20 protein-coding genes and 2 pseudogenes are annotated in these 19,121 nt (G+C 59.0%); 13 read left to right on the forward strand and 9 right to left on the reverse strand.

Features of this window, described 5'->3' with window-relative positions:
* Positions 1-2 precede the first annotated feature (2 nt).
* The 5 genes from JCM25156_RS30380 to JCM25156_RS27370 all read left to right on the forward strand — a co-directional run bounded on the left by JCM25156_RS30380 (position 3) and on the right by JCM25156_RS27370 (position 4,477).
* Complete coding sequence (locus JCM25156_RS30380; protein ID WP_242402366.1) at positions 3-1,127, forward strand: type IV secretory system conjugative DNA transfer family protein; 1,125 nt, start codon at positions 3-5, stop codon at positions 1,125-1,127.
* Positions 1,109-2,344, forward strand: coding sequence for a TraM recognition domain-containing protein (locus JCM25156_RS30385; RefSeq protein WP_242402367.1), 1,236 nt, complete (start codon positions 1,109-1,111; stop codon positions 2,342-2,344). The genes JCM25156_RS30380 and JCM25156_RS30385 overlap by 19 nt, the downstream gene beginning before the upstream one ends.
* On the forward strand, positions 2,341-3,315 hold the full coding sequence (locus JCM25156_RS20490; RefSeq protein ID WP_242402368.1) for a DUF1173 family protein: 975 nt from the start codon (positions 2,341-2,343) through the stop codon (positions 3,313-3,315). Before JCM25156_RS30385 ends, JCM25156_RS20490 begins: the two co-directional genes overlap by 4 nt.
* Positions 3,315-3,644, forward strand: a complete 330-nt coding sequence (locus JCM25156_RS30390) for a DUF1173 family protein (protein WP_242402369.1) — start codon at positions 3,315-3,317, stop codon at positions 3,642-3,644. The genes JCM25156_RS20490 and JCM25156_RS30390 overlap by 1 nt, the downstream gene beginning before the upstream one ends.
* Positions 3,645-3,871: 227 nt before the next feature.
* Complete coding sequence (locus JCM25156_RS27370) at positions 3,872-4,477, forward strand: hypothetical protein (protein ID WP_081472674.1); 606 nt, start codon at positions 3,872-3,874, stop codon at positions 4,475-4,477.
* A 34-nt stretch (positions 4,478-4,511) separates the two neighbouring features.
* Here the strand turns inward: JCM25156_RS27370 and JCM25156_RS27375 are convergent.
* Positions 4,512-4,785: pseudogene (locus JCM25156_RS27375) on the reverse strand (MucR family transcriptional regulator); the annotation flags it as partial.
* Positions 4,786-5,091: 306 nt separating this feature from the next.
* On the opposite strand from JCM25156_RS27375, the gene JCM25156_RS30395 reads away from it, so the two are divergent.
* Both JCM25156_RS30395 and JCM25156_RS30400 read left to right on the forward strand, forming a co-directional pair.
* Positions 5,092-5,688: a hypothetical protein gene (locus JCM25156_RS30395; protein ID WP_242402370.1), complete on the forward strand. Its 597-nt coding sequence runs from the start codon at positions 5,092-5,094 to the stop codon at positions 5,686-5,688.
* Positions 5,682-6,443 (forward strand): Fic family protein, encoded by a 762-nt coding sequence (locus tag JCM25156_RS30400; RefSeq protein ID WP_242402371.1) that lies wholly within the window; start codon positions 5,682-5,684, stop codon positions 6,441-6,443. Before JCM25156_RS30395 ends, JCM25156_RS30400 begins: the two co-directional genes overlap by 7 nt.
* A gap of 69 nt (positions 6,444-6,512) precedes the next feature.
* Here JCM25156_RS30400 and istB read toward each other — a convergent pair.
* Positions 6,513-7,372: pseudogene (gene istB, locus JCM25156_RS27380) on the reverse strand (IS21-like element helper ATPase IstB).
* Positions 7,281-8,804 carry an IS21 family transposase gene (gene istA / locus JCM25156_RS01205; RefSeq protein WP_025811701.1) on the reverse strand — a complete coding sequence of 508 codons (1,524 nt, stop codon included), beginning with the start codon at positions 8,802-8,804 and terminating at the stop codon, positions 7,281-7,283. The pseudogene istB and the gene istA overlap by 92 nt, the downstream one beginning before the upstream one ends.
* 99 nt (positions 8,805-8,903) lie before the next feature.
* Here istA and JCM25156_RS01210 point away from each other — a divergent pair, with 99 nt between their 5' ends.
* Positions 8,904-9,131 (forward strand): hypothetical protein, encoded by a 228-nt coding sequence (locus JCM25156_RS01210; RefSeq protein ID WP_025811703.1) that lies wholly within the window; start codon positions 8,904-8,906, stop codon positions 9,129-9,131.
* A 390-nt stretch (positions 9,132-9,521) separates the two neighbouring features.
* Here JCM25156_RS01210 and JCM25156_RS27385 read toward each other — a convergent pair whose 3' ends face one another.
* The 6 genes from JCM25156_RS27385 to JCM25156_RS27395 all read right to left on the reverse strand — a co-directional run bounded on the left by JCM25156_RS27385 (position 9,522) and on the right by JCM25156_RS27395 (position 15,305).
* The gene (locus JCM25156_RS27385) at positions 9,522-10,007 is read right to left on the reverse strand and encodes a MucR family transcriptional regulator (protein ID WP_084296386.1); all 486 of its coding nucleotides are present in this window, start codon (positions 10,005-10,007) and stop codon (positions 9,522-9,524) included.
* Between the two features lie 626 nt (positions 10,008-10,633).
* Positions 10,634-13,852, reverse strand: a complete 3,219-nt coding sequence (mobF, locus tag JCM25156_RS01220) for a MobF family relaxase (protein ID WP_025811706.1) — start codon at positions 13,850-13,852, stop codon at positions 10,634-10,636.
* The gene (locus tag JCM25156_RS01225) at positions 13,852-14,073 is read right to left on the reverse strand and encodes a hypothetical protein (protein ID WP_407637079.1); all 222 of its coding nucleotides are present in this window, start codon (positions 14,071-14,073) and stop codon (positions 13,852-13,854) included. The genes mobF and JCM25156_RS01225 overlap by 1 nt, the downstream gene beginning before the upstream one ends.
* 127 nt (positions 14,074-14,200) lie before the next feature.
* Positions 14,201-14,494: an HU family DNA-binding protein gene (locus tag JCM25156_RS01230; protein ID WP_025811710.1), complete on the reverse strand. Its 294-nt coding sequence runs from the start codon at positions 14,492-14,494 to the stop codon at positions 14,201-14,203.
* 59 nt (positions 14,495-14,553) lie between these two features.
* A complete protein-coding gene (locus tag JCM25156_RS30405) occupies positions 14,554-14,739 on the reverse strand; it encodes a hypothetical protein (RefSeq protein WP_242402373.1) in 186 nt (61 codons plus the stop codon).
* Positions 14,740-14,810: 71 nt separating this feature from the next.
* Positions 14,811-15,305 (reverse strand): BRO-N domain-containing protein, encoded by a 495-nt coding sequence (locus JCM25156_RS27395; protein ID WP_242402374.1) that lies wholly within the window; start codon positions 15,303-15,305, stop codon positions 14,811-14,813.
* A gap of 404 nt (positions 15,306-15,709) precedes the next feature.
* Between JCM25156_RS27395 and JCM25156_RS01240 the strand changes: the two genes are divergently transcribed.
* From JCM25156_RS01240 to JCM25156_RS01260, 5 genes are all read left to right on the forward strand, one after another.
* The gene (locus JCM25156_RS01240; protein WP_025811712.1) at positions 15,710-16,285 is read left to right on the forward strand and encodes a hypothetical protein; all 576 of its coding nucleotides are present in this window, start codon (positions 15,710-15,712) and stop codon (positions 16,283-16,285) included.
* A 48-nt stretch (positions 16,286-16,333) separates the two neighbouring features.
* Complete coding sequence (locus JCM25156_RS01245; RefSeq protein ID WP_242402375.1) at positions 16,334-17,119, forward strand: ATP-binding protein; 786 nt, start codon at positions 16,334-16,336, stop codon at positions 17,117-17,119.
* 208 nt (positions 17,120-17,327) lie between these two features.
* On the forward strand, positions 17,328-17,612 hold the full coding sequence (locus tag JCM25156_RS30410) for a hypothetical protein (protein ID WP_242402376.1): 285 nt from the start codon (positions 17,328-17,330) through the stop codon (positions 17,610-17,612).
* Positions 17,613-17,722: 110 nt separating this feature from the next.
* Complete coding sequence (locus JCM25156_RS01255; RefSeq protein ID WP_025811715.1) at positions 17,723-18,535, forward strand: hypothetical protein; 813 nt, start codon at positions 17,723-17,725, stop codon at positions 18,533-18,535.
* A 13-nt stretch (positions 18,536-18,548) separates the two neighbouring features.
* On the forward strand, positions 18,549-18,956 hold the full coding sequence (locus JCM25156_RS01260) for a hypothetical protein (RefSeq protein WP_025811717.1): 408 nt from the start codon (positions 18,549-18,551) through the stop codon (positions 18,954-18,956).
* The last annotated feature ends 165 nt before the right edge of the window (positions 18,957-19,121 follow it).

Raw genomic sequence — 19,121 nt, forward strand, 5'->3', positions numbered from 1 at the left:
GCATGGTGAAGCGCGAGATCGGCGGACCGCAGGTCCACCAGCAACTGAAACACGGCTCCACCTATCGCGACACGCGTCCCTTCACGGTCCGGATCGCCGAAGAGCTGCAATCCAGCAGTTCCGGGTTCGCCCTCATGATTCTGGCAGGGCTCAGCGTGCTGGCTCCCGCGATCGTCGGGATCACCTTTCCACTCGCCCTCTGCCTGACGCTCTGGGTCATGACCCGCCAGCCCGTGCTGCCTTTTCATCTGCCCAGGTATTCCGGCCTGAAGGACAAACACGATCTTGATCCCAAAACCCGTCGGCCGCGAGCGGCGGCAGGCATCATATATCTTGGAACGGACGGACTGACCGGCCAGCAACTCTGGCTTTCATCCGACGCGGGGCGCCAGCACGCCTCCGTGCCCGGCACAACGGGTGCAGGCAAAACGACATCCGCAATCTCCCTGCTGGCCAATCCTCTCGCGCATGGATCCGGGTTCATCCTGATCGACGGCAAGGGTGACAACACGGTCCACGGGGATGTGCTGGCGCTTGCCCGCCGCTTCGGGCTGGACGACCAGGTGCTCAATCTCAATTTTCTGACCGCAAGCGGCATCCGCCAGTCCAATACGTTCAATCCGTTTGCGACCGGCAATGCCGACGCCATCCGTGAAATGCTGGTCAGCCAGCTTGGTGAGCCGTCGAGCAACGACGCCAACGGCGTCTTTCGGGATCGTGCTGTCGGCCTTGCCGGCACGATCGCCCCGGTCCTGACCTGGATGCGCGACACCCACGGCGTGCCGATCAACATCGAGACCATGCGCTACGCCATGGAACTGCGCTGGATCGGCACGCTGGCCCGGCATCGCGTATTCCTGATCCGCAATCCCGGCTCCGATCACCCCATCGAGATCAGCGTTCCCGAAATTCCCGATGATATCCTCTATCCGGCCCAGGCCTATCTGGCGAACTGCCGGGATATGATTCCTCTCTGGCGTGGAATGAGCAGAAAGAAAACAAACCGAGCGAGCAGCATGGCTACGCCAAGATGTATTTCACCCGGGTCTTCACGCAGCTTGGCGTCAGTCTCGGGCATATCTTCCGCGCCCAGACACCCGACATCGATATGCGCGATGTGGTGCTGAACCGCCGCATTCTCGTCGTCACGCTGCCCGCGCTGGAGAATTCCTCGGATACGCTGGCCGGACTGGGCAAGATCGTGGTCGCGGCCGGTCGCGGCGTCATGGCCCAGCTTCTTGGCGCCCGCCTTGACGGCCCCGCCGAGCAGGTCTTCAAGCTCAAGGCAGGCAGCGGCGACGCGCCGTTCCATTTTTTCTACGACGAACTCTCCGCCTACGTCACGGACGGCATGGACCGGCAGCTGGCCATGGGACGCGGCCTGAACTGCATGTTCTGGCTGGGGTTTCAGGATCTTCCGGGTCTTACGACACGCATCGGCGACAAAGCCTTTACCCTGCTCGGCAACGCCAACCTCACCCACGCCATGCGCCTGCAGGATGCCATGCGCACGCGCGAGTGGATCGAAAAGCAGTCCGATCGGATCGAGGTCAGTCAGGCCACGCATTTCGAAGGCAACTCGGCTGGCAGTTATCGGGAAGGACGGGGTGCCGAAGTCCGGGAAGTCGCCCGTATTCCCTGGGCAGACCTTCAGTCACTCATCGAGGGCGAGGCCATAACGATGTATGCCGGTCGCATCGTCCATTCGAAGACGTTCTTTGCCGCCGTCAATGGGCGGTCAGGCGCGATCCGCATGGCCCAGCCGGTCATGCTTGCAGCGCCGCTGGACCTGAATCGGGTGCCCCCGGACCAGCAGTTGCTCGCCCTCCTCGCGACGATCGAAGGCGGCCTGTTTCAGTCTGAACTGACCACGGTACACGACGAGCCGGATGTTCGCGCACTCCAGGAAGCAGTCGACCGCCTCGGTCCAGGTTCTCAAGACATCCTGCGCAATTTTGCACAGATTGGTGCAGCAGTCGCCGCCGCACCACGCCGGGTTGCGACCGCCAATGACGATGAAGAGAATGAGCACGCAGCCGGCACAGACATGCTGACACCGTTTTCCTATATGCTGCGTGATGCTGCCTCCATCCCGAAACCCGGTTTTCAGACACCGCCCCGCACCATACCTCCCATCGACGGTCACCTGCTTGGACGCCTGGAGGCTATTGAACGCCGCGTGGACCGGCAGCCCGGTGTAGCCCGGCGTCAGGCACTGCTTATATTGGGTGTCAGGGACGCTATGACAAAAGGCGCACCGAAGGAGGGCGCGGCCAGCACCGGAATGACCGAAAAGGAAATCCTCGCCCAGATCAGGATATTGCGAGAAAAAACCTCGGCATGACGGGCACGATCATCATCCTTCCTGGCGGGGAAAGGTTCCAACTCGAATGGCGCCGCACCGACCCGGAACGCTGGGAACGCCGCCTTAAGGCAAAATATGATGAAAGCCGGAGCGCGGAGCGTTCTGACAAGGCGCGATGCCTGTGCCAGCATCGCGGTGCCGCACTGCCTCTACAGATCCGTTACCGGGCGGACAGTCACAGTTATCACCTCGCCGTCTGGCCAAATGAAGGACCGCTGCATGAAAAGACATGCCCGTTCTACAAGCCTGACCCGGAGAAAAGTGGGCGCGCCAGCTATGTAAATAGCGTAATTCGCGAGGGTGAGGATGGGGATGTCGCTGTGACCCTGTCGATCGGCCTGCGCCGCAAGGGGCCACCCCGGCCAGTCGATGACACGCCGCTGCCTGCTTCAGATCGGCCTGGACAGGCGCGACAGCGCCGGATGACGCCTCTCGGGCTGCTCCATCTCCTGTGGGAGCGGGCGGGGCTGACCGAATGGCGGCCACAATTCGCCGGACACCGCACACCGACGGTTGCCCTGGGCCGGATCGCCTCTGCCGGAACCCGGATCCGGGCGCAGGGCAGACTGATCTCCGATCTTCTCTGTCCTGTTGCCCCAGGGCATGAAAAGTTCGGACGGCGTCTCCATGCCGTTGTCAGGACAGAAGGACAGGAAAACCATCTGTTCCTGATCGGGTTCGTGGAGGCTCTGGAACCAGATCCCAGGGGCAATTTCACGATGGCCCTGACCGGCCAGCGCAACGGTTACCGCTGCTTTCTGACAGTGCCTGCGGCTGAGAGGAACCGTCTTGCCCGGTCGCACCAACTGGCGGCAGCCACGCTCGCCCTGCCCGAAGCGGCGCGGCAGGCACATGTTGTGGCGTTGCTCTATGTGACGGCACGAAACATCGTAGCGCCCAATAGCCGATGGAAGGGCTGGATCCAGGCGGAAGTCAGGACTGGTGCCTGATGACCGTCTCTCACAGCCTGCTTCCTTTCGAAAGCAGTCATGAACTGGCGGTAGCCGATGCCCTCGTGGCAGCGGGGCGCGCATTCGAAAAACCACTGCGTTTCGACGCGGAACGGGATCTCGTTTTCCCGGATTTCATCCTGCAGGACACGGCGCGGAATGACGGATATCCAATGGAAGTTTTCGGTCGCACGGATGAGGCCTACACTACCAGACGAGCCGAAAAGGAAAATTACTACGACGCGACCTTCGGAGCAGGTGGATGGTGGTCATGGGATGCGACAACAGGGAGCCGGATGCCGCCTTTTCCATCAGGCAGGCTGAGATAAAACAGGGTGACTTCTTCACTTGGCTGCCTTATATGTAGCATCATGAAGCTGAACTCCCATCAGACTGCTCTAGCAGCAATAAGAAAGCAGACCCTTGCGAACACGAAGAGCAAGCGGACAGCCCATGCGGCTTTGCTGCGAATGGGGATTATCGATAGCAAAGGCGCGGTTACCAAAGAGTACACGCGTGACCCACGCATTGAGGGCATGCTTAAAGCGTAACTGCGTTGACAGTTCTTCATACATCTTTTGTACTCGGTTATCATGGTTGTTCTGAAGAGGTCGGCCGGAAACTGATTAACGGAGAAAGCGCACCAACTCCGTCGGAGACCGACTACGATTGGCTTGGACCGGGTTTCTATGTCTGGGAGTCCGACCCGTTACGTGCGCAAGAATGGGCATATCAGAAACAGCGCAGGGATTCCGGTTTCAAACCGTTCGTTATTGGTCTGGTCGTAGATCTGGGCAACTGTCTTGATTTAACGACACGCGAAGACCTGGAGATGCTCAAGACCGCCTATGAAGGCCTGCGAGACACATTAAGCACGGATGATATACCGATGCCGGTGAATCGTGATTCCCGGCACGACGTAAATAGTGATAAACTTTTTCGTAACCTCGACTGCGCTGTTATCAGGTATCTTCACGATTCTATTGAAGCCCCAGAGTCTCATCTCGCACCTTATGATACGGTGCGCGGCCTTTTCCAGGAAGGCGGCGAACTCTATCCCGGTAGCGCCTTCCGGGAAAAGACACACACGCAGATCGCAATCCGCAATCTGGATTGTATAAAAGGAATCTTTCGTCTGCCGGACTCTAGCGTCGGGATATAAGGTAGACAGCGGTCTGTTCATCATCATGACTGAATCAAAAGAACAGCCACGCCGCCTCGTCTGACGGCGCGCTCCGCTTTTGGTGGATGGCCTTCTTTATGCCCCGACGCTTCTCCTGCGACCTCTCTGGCAATGCCGATTCCGTTGCCCATATCATCAAATTCTGTCGCAGCAGACGTTATGTCTCGCCCCAATCCGATTTCTCGTGCAAGTTCCGATCTGCGCACTGTGTAATTGGGAGCGACCATAGGATAATGAGACGGAAGTCCCCACTTCCGCCGATATTCTTCAAGCGTCACGCCATAGGATGTTGATTTTCACTAAGAACTGACGGTGTGGACGGCTCGCAGTGGTCCTGAGAGGATGCTGAAGAGTTGACTGTCCAGTGGAGGAATCCATCACGCCGCAGTTGATCCGTACCATCAGTTCTCAGTGAAAATCAACGCCGTGAGGGCGCTTCAGCGAGTGGGAATTATTGATCACAAAGACGAAGTGACGGAAGCATACGCGTGGCCACGGCTGTCCATATATATTTTTTTACACAAGGCATCGTTTATATGCGATTTTAAGCATCAATAAACGGTTTTGGACAACTCGGCAGGAATCTAATTCGAATGGCGGACCCGATTGGCGGCATGTGGCTCGCACTGAAATATGATGCAGAGCCATTCGGCGGACTGGCTGTCAAAAGCCAGCTTGGAAGTCGTCGCTCGAGCAGTCATCATAATTTATACAGCATCGAGACGTATCCCGAAAACATGCGTCCGGCTGACACGGCAGCCGCGCATCTGCAGTTTCATCTGCGACACGAACCCACCAGCCTGGAGTTGCTGGCCCGCGTCTTTGCGAAGACCGGACCAGGTTTTGTCCAGGAGTGGATAAACAGTGCGCCGACCGGACAATACGCCAGACGGGCGTCATTTCTCTTTGAGTTCGTCACCGGACAAACGCTCGTGCCGCCAGTCGACCTCGGCGGCAACTACGTCTTCGCACTGGACGCATCTTTTCAGGTAACAGCTTCTCCGGACAAGACGAGCAACGTCAGCAGATGGCGCGTCCGTGACAACATGCCTGGGAACCGCTTTTTTTGTCCCTTTATCCCGCTTTCCAGTCAACTCAAGACGGCTGCGGAGATGGACGTGTCTGCCGGTTACGGTGAACTGGTGCAGGAGTTCGGCGAGAGCATGCTTGCCCGGGCCGCAGTGTGCTGACAAATCGTGAAAGCAAGGCAAGTTTCATCATTGAAGGCGAGGAGCATCAACTTGACCGGATCCAGCGCTTCAGCCACGTACTCGCCACAAGAACCGGGCAAGGGACAGTCCCCCTGACAGATACTGACCTTGCCGAATTGCAACGCAACATCCTCGGTGACGTCACAATAACCGAGCATTTTGGCTTGCGGCTGTCACCAGTATTCGTTGGAGAATACACGATGAGGTACGAGAATGTTGTTCATTACCTCGCGCCTCCCGCACAAGACGTAGCGGATATGCTTGAGGGATTAAAAATTTTCCTCGACAGGACGGAAGGACAGTCTCCTGTCATGCGTAGCGCCGTGGCAGCCTTCGGGTTCGTCTACATCCATCCTCTTTCTGACGGGAACGGCCGTGTCCACCGGTTCCTGATAAATGACGTTCTCAGGCGGGACGGCGCCATCCCCGACCAGATCATCCTCCCCATCTCAGCTACGATCATTGGAGACCCAACGAGCAGGCGAAACTACGACCAGATTCTGGACAGGGTTTCAAAACCCCTGATGCAACAGATCTCGGATCAAGTCTCTTTCGATCGTGACATGAAGACCTATCCTGATGGGATAAAATCCAATCTCGACTTCTCAAGCCCTGATCTGGCGAGACCGGCCTGGCGCTATATCAATTTCGCCCCCCACGTTATCTATCTCAGCGCAGCACTGGAGATGACCATCAAGCACCACATGAAAGAGGAAGCTGTTGATTTTCACTGAGAACTGACCCAGGTTTTCATCAGGAATTGACCCAGCCAGCTGCTATTTCAGGCATAGTCGGGCGGGCGGTCAAGAAGAGGATCTGTCCTTTCTGTTTTTTGATGCGACGGTGCTGGCGCGGAACCTGTAGCTGTCATTTCCTGTCTCGAGGATATGACAGTGATGGGTCAGCCGATCGAGGAGCGCCGTTGTCATCTTCGGGTCACCAAAGACGTCTCCCCATTCACTGAAGCTCAGATTGGTTGTGATGATGACACTGGTGCGCTCGTAGAGGCGGCTGAGCAGATGGAACAGCAGGGCGCCGCCAGACGCGCTGAAGGGGAGATAACCGAGTTCATCAAGGATCACGAGATCCAGGCGGAGCAGCCTGTCGGCAATCTGCCCGGCCCGGTTGGCGGTCTTTTCCTGTTCGAGCGCATTGACCAGGTCGACCGTTGACCAGAAGCGCGCCTTCTTCCTGTGATGGGTGATCGCCTGGATGGCCAGCGCGGTCGCCAGGTGGGTTTTCCCGGTTCCCGGCCACCGATCAGCACGACATTCTCAGCACGCTCGATAAAGTCCCCGCCATGGAGTTGGCGGACCATGGGCTCGTTGACCTGCGTATTGGCAAAGGAGAACCCGGACAGGTCTTTATAGGCGGGGAACCGGGCGGTCTTTGTCTGGTAGGCGATGGAGCGCACTTCGCGTTCGGCCAGTTCCGCCTTCAGGAGTTGTGAGAGGATGGGGATGGCCGCCTCGAAGGCAGGTGCGCCCTGCTCGATGAGGTCGGCCGTGGCCTGGGACATGCCATACATCCGCAATCCACGGAGCATGACGACAAGTGAAGCAGCGGCAGGATCATGACGCATGGCGGCTGTCCCTTCGCAGGATGTCATACCGCCCTGTATCGGCGCACGGTTCGTGTTCGAGCACCAGGGCCTGTGGGGCATCAAGCCGGGGAACCACGGTTCTCTTGGTATCGATCAGGCGATGAAGCGTATTGAGAACATGGGTCTTGGTCGCCACGCCATCTTCAAGTGCCAGTTCAACCGCGCAGAGGACAGCCTGCTCATCATGCTGCAGCACAAGGGCCAGGATTTCAGCCATTTCCCGGTCGCCTCCAGGCCGCCTGAGCAGTTGATCCTGCAGGACCCGGAAGGCGGCTGGCAATTCGGTAAACGGCGCGCCATTACGTAGGGCGCCCGGTTTGCGCTGGATGACCGCCAGATAATGCCGCCAGTCATACACCGTGCGACCTGGCACACCATGCGAACGCGTGATGATCCGGTCATGCACGCACAGAACCTGCCCTTCGGCGATAATGCGCAGCCTGTCGGGATAAACCCGCAAGCTGACCGGACGATTGGCAAAGGAGGCCGGCACGCTGTAGCGGTTGCCTTCGAACTGGATCAGGCAGGTTGGTGAGACGCGCTTGGTCTGTTCGACAAACCCGTCAAAGGGACGCCCCGGCACCATGAGGTGAGGACGCTCGCTGGCATGGACCTCGGCGATGCTCCGGGCCAGTTCGATATGCTGCAGCCGTTCCCAGCAGTCCAGGCAGCGGGCTTCCAGCCAGGCATTCAGCGCCCCCAGATCAGGAAAGGCAGGCAGGTCCTGCCAGATATGGCGTCGGGCATCCTGCACGGTCTTCTCGATCTGCCCTTTCTCCCATCCCGCTGCCGGATTGCAGAAGGTCGCCTCGAACAGATAATGGCTGGCCAGGGCCATGAAGCGCAGGTTGACCTGACGTGCCTTGCCAGAGCCAATCCGGTCCACAGCGGTCTTCATGTTGTCAAAAATACCCCGCCGTGGCACGCCACCGAGCACGCGGAAGGCCTCGGCAAGCGCGTCAAAAAGCATCTCGTGGGTCTGCAGGGGATAGGCCCTGAGTATGAAGGCCCGGCTGAAGGACAGTTTGGTGTGGGCAACCTGCAGCTTGACGCGACGGCCGGCAATGACCGCCCAGTCCTCACCCCAGTCGAACTGGAAGGCTTCCCCGGGCTGGAAGCTCAGGGGCACGAAAACACCCCGACCCGTTGTCTGGCGTGCCTGGTGCTGTTCGTGTTTCCATTGCCGGATGAAAGCGGCCACCCGTCCGTAAGATCCATCATAACCCAGTGCCACAAGGTCTTCATGCAGTCGTCGCGCCGTGCGCCGGTTCTTGCGGGGGCGGGCGGCTTCCAGGACCAGCCATCCCCTCAGCCTGTCAGCAAACGGGTCCAGTCGGCTGCGACGTTCGGGTATCTGGAACCGCGGTTCAATACTCTGTGCCCGGAGATATTTCCGGATCGTATTGCGTGACAGTCCCGTCCGGCGTTCGATCTCGCGGATCGGAAGATGATCCCGGCAGTGCCACCGCCGGATCACACTCAGAAGCTCCATGTCAATCACTCCTCAAACCCCCAGCAGATGCTGCCGGGCAGTGTGAAGGCATGGGTCAATTCTCGATGAAAATTTCCGCCCTACCCGGGTCAGTTCTCAGTGAAAATCAACAAGGAAGCCATATATCTCCGGTCGCACCATAATGCCCGGCAGGCACTCAAGGAGCTTGTTGAAATGCCGGATATGGATGCCGACCGCATCATCAGGTCATTACGGGATACTCGTTTCATACCCAGCGGCAAGATTCAGAAAGAATATCCCATGATCGAAAAATTCAGGCTTTGGAACGCCATCTCTGAGGCGCTGAGGCGTTCATTCTCTGAATGACTACACGTGGACCGCCCGTGATAAGAAGAAAGTTGTCCGTCACCAGACATGGGATCTGAAAAAAGGATGATCCGAGCGGAAAAGGCAGGCTGCCCTCGTGAGAGCACAACTTTGTAGTCATCGCTTATGGATTTTCACTGAGAACTGAATTCTTCCGCGAGGTGCATAACGCAAGGGCTTAGGATCGCGATCCGCAACCTGGATTGTATAAAAGGCATCTTTCGTCGGGATTTATCGACGTAACGCCCCGAACTGGATCATGGTCCGGTCAAATAGGAACATCCACTGTCGACACCCTACAGCGTAGCGAAGAAGTTCTGCCTTCGCATATTGCTGCGTTCCTGAGCCAGGAGATCGCCGCGCCGCCCGGTCCGGCGGCGCGTTCCCCTTTTAGTGGATGGCCTTCTTTCTACCCCGGCGACGTCCTTGCGGCCTGTCAGACAATGCAGGTTCTGTCGCGCCCTCATCACCAGATTTGGTGGCAGTGGACATTATATCCCGCCCCAGCCCAATCTCTCGTGCAAGTTCCGATCGGCGTACTGTGTAATTGGGAGCGACCATAGGGTAATGGGATGGAAGTCCCCATTTCCGCCGATATTCTTCAGGCGTCATGCCATAGGACGCCTGCAGATGCCGTTTGAGCATTTTCAGCTTTTTCCCATCTTCAAGACATATGATATAATCCGGAAATACGGACCGCTTAATGGGAACGGCAGGTATCTGTTCTTTTACGCCCGAAGTAGTCGGGACGGACAATGAATTGTAAACAGTCCCAATCAGCCTGATAAGTTCGTCCGGCGATATTTTATTTTCCGATACATAAGCAGTTATGATTTCCACGGTCAGCGCCAGCTGTCTTTGTTGTTCTTCGGGCATTGTCCATCACCTTAACAGACGAAAAAACTGTAGCCCCGTATATAACACCGCTACTGGGAATAGTCCTCGACGTTTTCGAAGATTTGGCAGATTGCAGAACAGGTATGCTCTTGAGCAGATATCCAATAGGATCCTGTGCCTGCTCATCTGTATTTCATCTGCGCGTCAACACTTCTTGCTTTCTACGGCAATCCTGTTACCCGTTTCCCGCCCAGCATCAAGACGCCATATCTGCGATAAGAGATCATCTGGATCCGGTGTCAGCAGAACACTCAGACACAGCTTCCTCTTCGGTCCAGGAAGGTCTTGAGGCGTGAACATGCCCGGAAGCTTCAGTTGGACCAATAACGCATAGCAGGCTTTCAGGGATCGGTTCGCGTACAACATCATTGAACCGAGTACGCAACTCCTTCTTCAACCAACAGTCGAACGGATCAGGATCTCCCCGGAAAGACACATCATCCATCATTGACCTGCTATCTGCTGCTCCCCGCCTCCCTAACGATACGCAGCCGACTTCGTTGCGCAAATGACCAAAGCATGCGTCAGATCTGAGATGTTGTCGCGGTATGGCACACTGTCGGCAGGATTCAAATCCGGGTGAGAACAGCAGAAAACCGGACGCTCTAGCTGGCGGCGCCTGGCGACGCAGACGGCACATGGTGACGCCTGCCCAGCACCTGGGCGGCCCGTTGGCTCCGAAGCGCCTGCTCTGCACCCGTCATGACCGCTGGTGCGTTCCTGATCATGACCTGCAGCCTGGCGTCGATCTCGACCAGACGCGCTTTATGCAGGCGCTCGGCCTGCCGCGCCTGGGTTTCCAGAATAATCTCCCTCCCATATGGGCGACCTGACTTCGTCAGTGTCTCATGCGTGCGCCCAAGCGCGATCAGTTCCCGGATCCTCGCATCCCGGGCCTTGCGGGTTCGGGCAACCAGATCCGTGCCCAATGATTTATAGGGTTTATGCGCCATTTTCTTTGCCACATGATTCCACAGGTCGTCACTGGTGATGGGCGTCGTGTCCCCGAGCGCCCTCTGGTTCCGGACCGCCTCAAACGTCGCGCCATCGGAGATCATGGTCCATGTGGTTCCGCGCGCCCGGCTTTCCGCGACGTATGAGGTAAATCCCGTCGCCAGTTCAACGCCTCGCGGCAGGGCATTGATATGCTCATCGGAAGTAAGCCCCTGTGCCGCATCAATCGTCATGGCATGTCCGAACCCGAGCAGTACCCGACCAGTCTTCACATCACGAAACCGCCGCCATTCGACATCAGCAACAAGCCCGTCCTTCGTGCGGACGCGAAGCCCCGCATCGCCATGAGCCAGAACTTCCACCACGTCGCCGTTATTTCCGACTGAGGCGCCCTTTCCATCCACACTGCCCCATGTCCGACGATACAGCCGAAGCCGGTCGCCCGTAGCGATCGCGAGATCATAGGTTTCGCCGCGCTGATCAATAGCCTGCACGGTGATTTCATGCGTCGAGATCTCGCCGCGCTCCTGCAGGATTTTACGGACAGCACGACTCAGATCGGCAGCATCCTGATTGGTCAGCGCCGACATGCTGATCGTCTTGGTCCGGCCTTGCCGCAGGCCGGCACCGTCTGCGACCAGGGCATCGCGACGCGTCACATACAGCCGGGCAATATCCTGCAGGACTTCCTCATGGTCGCCGCCGACCAGACGGATCGTTCCATCCGCCCGTTTCATATCGATCGCATCCCGGACTTCCTTCAGATGGAACCTGTTACGGACGTCGTCATCATTTTCCCCGTCCGTATGCGCGTTTGCCGCAGCCCCCCTGAACTCGTGAGATTCCAGATCGCTCTCTTCCGGTTCTGCGCCACGAAACAGATCAGCAATCTCGCGATTTCTCGCAGATACCTGCCGGACACTGGACAGAAGCTCCGGCATATCTTCCGGATCCAGAACCCGGCGCAGTATCTCGATGGAGTCCCCTGCCTCGATATTCTGCGCCTGCTCGTGGTCACCCAGCGCCTTGATCGTGCAGCCGGTATCGCGCTGCAACTGTAACAGGCGAAGCATCTGGCGGGGACCGACCTGACCGACCTCGTCAATCACCAGCACCGTGTTCCGATCCACATTGACGTCACCGCGCTCCAGCCGCGCCAGAAAGGGCAGCATCGCGCTCGTGTCAAAGATGCCAGCCTCACGTAATGCGTCTGCCTGACGCCATGCATTGGCAATCCCGATAACCCTGCGACCATTCGTGTCATAACGCGTATCATGTTTCCACGCATCAACCAGCGGAGACAGCAGGGCCGTCTTCCCGGAACCCGCGACGCCGGTGAGCATGGAGAGCGCGCCGCCCCGGCCAAGAGCGTAGATCGCAGCCTTTTGCGTCTTTCCATGTTCGCTCGCGAAGTCAAGCGGCGATCGTCCGATCGCTTCTGTGATCTGGCGGTCCGACAGCGCCCCGCTTCGGTCTCCTGAAGCACGAGCCGCCTGAATCGCGAGGTCCTCCTCGATAGCAATCTGCGCGGAATTCGTCACCCTCAGCCGGTCGCCACGCATCTCCTGAATCAGCGAGACCCGTTCCCCGCCGAGTTCAAGACCACGCTGTTCAATAAGGGCCACGACATGATCGATGTCCTTCACCCCACCCTCGATGCCGGTGCCGATCAGGCCCCGGGCAGCATACGTTCTGAGCTTGTCGTGATCGATCACGGCGGCTGTTTCAAACTCCCTTGCGAGATGACGGGCAGCGAAACGGTAGGCAATATCGTATCGTTGTTCCCTGGTGCCCACAGGCGCTGCTGGCGTGCCAAGCAGGCTTTTTTCCTCCCAGCCAAGACGCCTGGCCTGCGCGCGCCATATCTCATGGTCACTCGTACCTTTGTCCTTGTCGAGCCGGGCTGCCAGGCCGGCCATGGACAGAATGCGGCGCTTGCGGTCGATCGGCATATGCGCCCAGTCCGCTCCTTCCGCCGCCGCGTACTCCTTGGCCGCCCTGATGACGTTGCGTCGTCCCTTGCTGAAGAAATCCGATATATCCTGCGGCACGGCCGAGATGACCGTCGCCTGTTCATTCGCATCGTATTGCTGGGCGATGCCGATCCGGCGCAGTTCATCAGCGAGCTGTGCCTGGAAATATGCTCCAAATTCGTGAACGCGCGATCGCAGCCGCTTCGTGTCGAGTGAACCCACATGTCCCTCTTCCGTAACCACGACATTGAACAGGGCATTATGGATATGGGCATGGGGATCGCCGCCTGTTGGCGTATCGATCAGATAGGTCTGGCCTGTCCCCGCGTCACGCGCCTCGACCGTCGGGCGCGCGGTATCATGCCGGAATGACACCCAGGCGACCTCGCCCGGGTTGGCACCGTCTTCGCCCCCATGACCGCGCCGCGCGAAACCGATTTGCCGCGCGACATAGAGCATGGTGGCGTCGTTTGCCCGATCAATGGCGTGCCAGATGGCTGCCCTCTCGGCCTCGGTCGGCGCAAACTCGGCCGCAAGCGTAACTGATTTGTGTGGCGCAAGGGTCAGATCATAGGCACTGATCTTGCGGGCATTCCTTGACCAGTCATCGCCATTATCGGCCCTCTTTGCTTCAAACAGGCGATTGAGTTGCGCGTTCTTCGGTGGTGTCTTCGGATCAATGCCAAGAGCCGCTGCAATCTCGGGTCGCATGTCCGGTCGCCACGAGGCCCGCCCATCGCGACCGGTGTAATAGCTGGTCAGTCGGCCACCATCTGCGTCAGGCACTTTTCCGGGCTGGGTACGGAAATCGTGCTCTGGCTCTGGCAGCTCCTGCGTGAAATAGGCAGTGATCAGGCGACCACTACTCTCAGCCGAGATTTTCCGGAACGTCATCATCAGACACCCGTTCCGTCCTTTTCCTCGGATCGAGAGGTGAGGGGCGCCCGGCCCTCCTGAATATCGAGGGTTCTGCCGGTTGTGGCGTCAATATGCCTGAGAACAGGGCCCTGCGCGGCGACAAGTGTCACCAGTCGGCCGAGGATCTCATCAAGTGTCGGACCATCAGATTCCTTCGGGGCGAGAATTTCAATGATCAGGGACAGCTTGTCTTCGATCATTCGAAGCCGTTCCCGGATATCGTCGTCCCAACTTGCGGTTGTGTTAGGTTTTCCGACTGACTCGCTCATCATCGTCACCCCCCCGTGTCAGAACCACGGGAAGCGTGACGCAGAATCATGCGACCGTTTAGGCCTTCTTCTGGTTAGCCCCGGTGAGCTGGTCCTTGACGGCCTTGGCCGGCGCAAAAACCAGCTTGCGCGAGGCCGGAATCTGCATCTCAGCACCGGTCGCCGGATTGCGACCCATGCGGGCAGCGGTGTGCCGGACGGTAAACTTGCCAAAGCCGGGCAGCGATACCTCGTCGCCGACCTCTGCAGCCTGAACGATAGAGGTCAGGACGGTCTCAAGAGCGGTCTTCGCATCGGCCTTCGTGCCGCCCGTGGCTTCGGCGATACGGTCAATCAGATCGGTACTTTTCATCAACGCTGTCTCTTTCAATTAAGGTGACACGGAAAGATCGAATCACAACCGTGGCGGCTTTATGATTTCTCTCGGGTAGGCACGATGACGCTGCGGGACAGGTCCACCCCGATGCGAATGGCGTCATCAAGCTGGCGACCGATACCACTCTGCAAGACGGCGGAGCAATACATCGCCCCGTCGATTTTGCAGCATACGCTCCAGACCGACCCGATCAGGTTCATGGCGTGAACCAGCCCCTCCACGTCGTGACGATCCAGATCGCGAATGAACTGATGAGGATCAACCTCCTCAATGTACGGCTCCTGTCCTGGCATCACAAAAACCATGTGAGGACCAGGCCGCGAAAGACGCCTGAGAAGATCCATCTGGCTGCTGGTGATCGTGAGTTGCACGCCACTTCCGGGGCATCCACCGGGATATAGGCACCGGTTCGACTGATCTGTGGTATCACCTCCCCGGTAATCCAGCGTCGGACCCGTTTGGCAACAGGCTTTCGAGAAATGAACGTCAGGTGATTGGCTCCGCTTTCGCTGACGAAGAGTTGGTCCTGCATCCCGCCTGCCGTCACCACGCCAATACGGCAATATTCATCATTATCAAGCCGTTTGACCGTCGCAGATGGATTGCTGAGGCCCAATATGGAGCAAATCTCCCGGGCCGAGATCCATCGCCTTCCGGTGACTTCCTGAACTGAGATCCGGGTGTCTTCGAATGTCAGATAGTCTCGTTCGCTCTTATGCAGAATAGGTTGAACCGGATCACTGACCGGCTTCCTGACTCGCGACCTCTTAGGGATGGTATCTCGCATCTCATATCTCCCCTTTTCCTAAGGGAATTGTGCGCGGGGAACATGCGACCTCTTGTTAAAATGAGCTCAGCGGCATCCGGAAGGGTCTAAGCATTGCTTATACCCTTTCCAACTCCCCCGCTCCTGGCGGCGAAGCCGCCCGCACCAACGGTGCAATGGTGTATGAGGACCGGCGATTTATGGGTAGCTGCGATGTCGGCCTCGGGTATGTCAATGGGTCGTCGTAAGGGTAGTCGTTGGGTCGTGAAACAGTCGTTCCGTCCGTGCGTCAAGGGTAGGGATATGGGTCGCTCATGAGTATGCGCGCGCAGATTACATGTGAGAATCTGCATGCTGACGAAGCTGCGACCCAGGTATGATCTGGCCGTATTGCATTCGATCGAGGATGCAGGAGGGGATAAATCATGACAGGCAGGTTCGGCAAGGAACGGCTGAAATCGCTCATCGAGAACCATAGGGCCCGAGACAGTGCGACACCTCTCTATCGGTGGCTGCTCACCAATTGCGAGGACATAAGCGCACTGCGATCAAAAGGGGATTCCTGGGCTCCCTATGTTGCGGCAGCCCGAGAAGATGGCCTTGACCTTCCGGACGAAAAGGAAGCGATGAAGCGTATGGAGCGCTATTGGCGTCGTATGGCCGGCACCCGCCGCATGCACCCGGAAGCTGAACAGGTTCCTCAATCTCCTGACACCGAAAGCACCATGCAACCCAGCCGCTTCCCTCGCGGCTGGACGCCCGCTGTTGTCGATGACGGTCGCGTAAGCCGCGCGCCCGATGGAACTGGCGTTCCCGCACAAATAGTGCCCGCCGAAAAAAACGCGCAGGTCGCATCATTGCCCGCGACAGTGCCAGCATGCTCGGGCAGCGAGACAACCGGGGAGAAGAACTTTCCCATTGGTCGCGCCCGGGCCGAGGCCATCAAGCGGGATCTTCTTGCGCGACTGAAGCGGAAGGAGCCCGGTTTTCATCGGGAGTAAGGCATGGCATCCGCCACGATCACAGACGCCGCAGACCCAACGGAGCTGGTGACACGCCCGACCCTGCTCGTAGCCATCGGGCGCCAGCGGGTGGGAAAGACGACATTCCTCAAATCACTGGCCGAGATCACGGCCCAGCAGGGAGGCAGACCGGAGATCTGGAACACGGATTCCATGAACCGCTCGCATACGCTTTCATCGCTTGGTCCGCAGGTTCTGGAAGCGGACAGCATGTCCCCGACCGGGCAGGCTGCCTGGCTCGAAGGGCAGATCGAGAAGCTGGTTGAATCCCGCCATGATGCGATTCTCGACATCGGGGGAGGATGGACCGCGATGCACGAACTGATCCGCTCATCTCCTCTTGTCGCGGCGATGGACGAGCTTGGAGTCTCGCTTGTAACGATCTTCATGATCGGTATGGAAAATGCGGACATCGACTATCTGCAGGACCTTCAGGAGCAGCATGGCTTCCTGCCGCCCCGCACGGCTATTGTCATAAATGAAGGCCTGCTTCCCGTCGGTATCGATACACCTCGGGCGGTCAGCCAGATCCTCGAAAACGAAGCGGTGCTCAACGCTCTGGACCGAGGAGCCGCGCACGGTGTGTTCCCCGCGATCAACGGGCTGAAGAAAATCGCGGATCGTGGGCAGTCGTTCATGGATTTTGCTGCGAACAAGCCGGTTCCCGGACAGCCGAAAAGCTCGGTCTTCGACAGGCTACGGGTCAATCGCTGGCTCAAGCGGGACGTGCCCCTCTTCCTGCGCGACCTCGGAGCGGACTATCTACCCCGGATGCCAAAGGGGCTGCCCGACGTGGTTATGGAGAATGTCTGATGGCAGCCCAGGGCGACATCGAGGCGGCAGACCGTGAATTCGCGGTCCGTATGGAGAACCTGCGCCGGGTCGCCGCCCAGTGGGTCGAGCGTCCGATCGCGCCCGAAGTCGAGGTCCTTTCGGCGCTGGTCGCAGCGATAGACAGATCGGCACCCTCTGCATTGAAGCCAGGCGCGCCTCCATCCGCTCCGTTGCCGAGAGCAGGCTGGTGGTCGAACAGCAGCGCGAAACCCTGGCGCAGGACACGATCGCCATCCGCAGCCACCTCAGGGACGGCATTGAAGCGGTGCACACGCTGCGCACCATCAACGAAAAGCTGGTCGAGAAGAAACTCCTCGCGATCACGGCGGATATGACGAAAGGATTAAGGGGCGCCATCGAGAGCCAGGCCACGGCCATGACCAGACGGTACAACCTGCAGACGGCCTTTCGCATCCTGGGATACAGTTCCATCGTCCTGATAGCGGGATTTGCGCTCGGACGGATGCCCTGAGCGTGTCCACGACGGACACGCTCAGGGCCAGAACCGAAACGCCGTACGAAGTTCTGACACAGGTCGCATGATGCTGGCCGATCCTGTCCGCCTCGCAACAGGAGGCCACGGTGATCCGGCTCCCCTTCCCATGCCGCCGCACGGCGCAAGCGACCGTGGTCCTCGTAACGTGCGGCCTCGTCGCGCCGCCGATCGGGCGCGCGCAGACAGTAAACGTGCCCGGCGGGCTCCCGACACATGTCAACGCAACCTATCAGGAACCGGGGCTCGGTGGCTGGACCCCGGACACGGCGGGCACAGCCCAGGCCACCAGCGGAAGCGGCGCCGTCACCCAGACAGCGACGGCAGGCACGTCCGACAGCGATGCGCTCGAGACCCTATACCAGCAGTCCTGGGGCTATGCGGCAGCCCAGAACGCCGAGGCGCTGGGCGTCAATCCATCAGCGCTGGCAGCGACCTGCGTGGTGGAATCCGGCTGCCAGAACCTCTACACGGCCGGAAACGGCAGTACGATCACCGGCGCGTTCCAGATGAGCAACGGGACCTACAGCCAGACCCTTGGAGAGGCACTGGCAGCAGACCCCTCGCTGGCCTCATCCATCACCAGCGGCACGGCGGGCCAGCAGGACCCGGCAACACAAGCGGTAGCTGCAGCGCAGTATCTCAAGGATGCCGCAACCAGCCTGCAGCAGAGCGGCATCAGTAACCCGACGGCCCTTGATGCCCGGGCCTATTATAACTTTGGCCCGAGCGGGGGCGCTGAAATCGCGACGGCCGACGACAGCAGCCTCATGTCGTCCTACATATCGAGCACGGCGATGTCGGGGAACAATATCAGTTCAACCACCACGGTCGGCCAATGGCGCGCGGCGGTCGCAGCAAAAATGGGCAGTGCCGCGTCCAGTTTGATCCTGACCGGCTGACGAGGAGTCCAGCATGAGGTTTTCCCACCGGGCCGCGATCCTTGCGGCCCTCACCTGCAGCATCAGCCACCCGGCCTTGGCGCTGCACAGAACCCCGGTCCGTGCGCTCGACGGGTACAGATGCATGGCCCTTGATGCGCCGGAACGGGTCATGATGGATTTCAGGCATCCGATCCCGCTGCAGAGCGAACCACGGGACGGTGCCCCGAGCATTGCTCCTGCGCTGGCAGTACTCCCCATCGCCACGGACGCACCGCCTACGAACGGCTACGTCCGGAGCATGACCCTCGCATTGCGTCCCGGCTGGGTCTCGACAAGATGGCTGAAACCCTACGACGCGGTCCATCCCGGCATGACCTGCACGCCCTATGTCATGAATGACGGCAAGCTTGGCTTCGTATTCGGCAGGGCGACACAGTAGGTTTGTCATCTCCACAGTCCGGCATGCTGCATGGCCTACATTGTTTTCCCCGGGAGCGGATCAGGGAAGGCCGCTGCCCGCCGGGAAGACCGCGAGGTGCCCGGGTCAAGCCTGAGGGCATGCCCCTGAGGTGGACCGGGTTGCCCGGAGCGCGGGGCACCGCCC

The sequence above is a fragment of the Komagataeibacter kakiaceti JCM 25156 genome, from assembly GCF_000613305.1.

What these genes read in the sequence shown, in the direction of transcription:
- istA (WP_025811701.1), bottom strand. Translation starts at nt 8,804, where the DNA reads ATGGAGCTTCTGAGTGTGATCCGGCGGTGGCACTGCCGGGATCATCTT.
- JCM25156_RS27395 (WP_242402374.1), bottom strand. Translation starts at nt 15,305, where the DNA reads ATGCGAGATACCATCCCTAAGAGGTCGCGAGTCAGGAAGCCGGTCAGT.
- JCM25156_RS30395 (WP_242402370.1), top strand. Translation starts at nt 5,092, where the DNA reads ATGGCGGACCCGATTGGCGGCATGTGGCTCGCACTGAAATATGATGCA.
- JCM25156_RS30380 (WP_242402366.1), top strand. Translation starts at nt 3, where the DNA reads ATGGTGAAGCGCGAGATCGGCGGACCGCAGGTCCACCAGCAACTGAAA.
- JCM25156_RS01225 (WP_407637079.1), bottom strand. Translation starts at nt 14,073, where the DNA reads ATGATCGAAGACAAGCTGTCCCTGATCATTGAAATTCTCGCCCCGAAG.
- JCM25156_RS30390 (WP_242402369.1), top strand. Translation starts at nt 3,315, where the DNA reads ATGACCGTCTCTCACAGCCTGCTTCCTTTCGAAAGCAGTCATGAACTG.
- JCM25156_RS01230 (WP_025811710.1), bottom strand. Translation starts at nt 14,494, where the DNA reads ATGAAAAGTACCGATCTGATTGACCGTATCGCCGAAGCCACGGGCGGC.
- JCM25156_RS01240 (WP_025811712.1), top strand. Translation starts at nt 15,710, where the DNA reads ATGACAGGCAGGTTCGGCAAGGAACGGCTGAAATCGCTCATCGAGAAC.
- JCM25156_RS27385 (WP_084296386.1), bottom strand. Translation starts at nt 10,007, where the DNA reads ATGCCCGAAGAACAACAAAGACAGCTGGCGCTGACCGTGGAAATCATA.
- mobF (WP_025811706.1), bottom strand. Translation starts at nt 13,852, where the DNA reads ATGATGACGTTCCGGAAAATCTCGGCTGAGAGTAGTGGTCGCCTGATC.
- JCM25156_RS20490 (WP_242402368.1), top strand. Translation starts at nt 2,341, where the DNA reads ATGACGGGCACGATCATCATCCTTCCTGGCGGGGAAAGGTTCCAACTC.
- JCM25156_RS30385 (WP_242402367.1), top strand. Translation starts at nt 1,109, where the DNA reads ATGCGCGATGTGGTGCTGAACCGCCGCATTCTCGTCGTCACGCTGCCC.
- JCM25156_RS01260 (WP_025811717.1), top strand. Translation starts at nt 18,549, where the DNA reads ATGAGGTTTTCCCACCGGGCCGCGATCCTTGCGGCCCTCACCTGCAGC.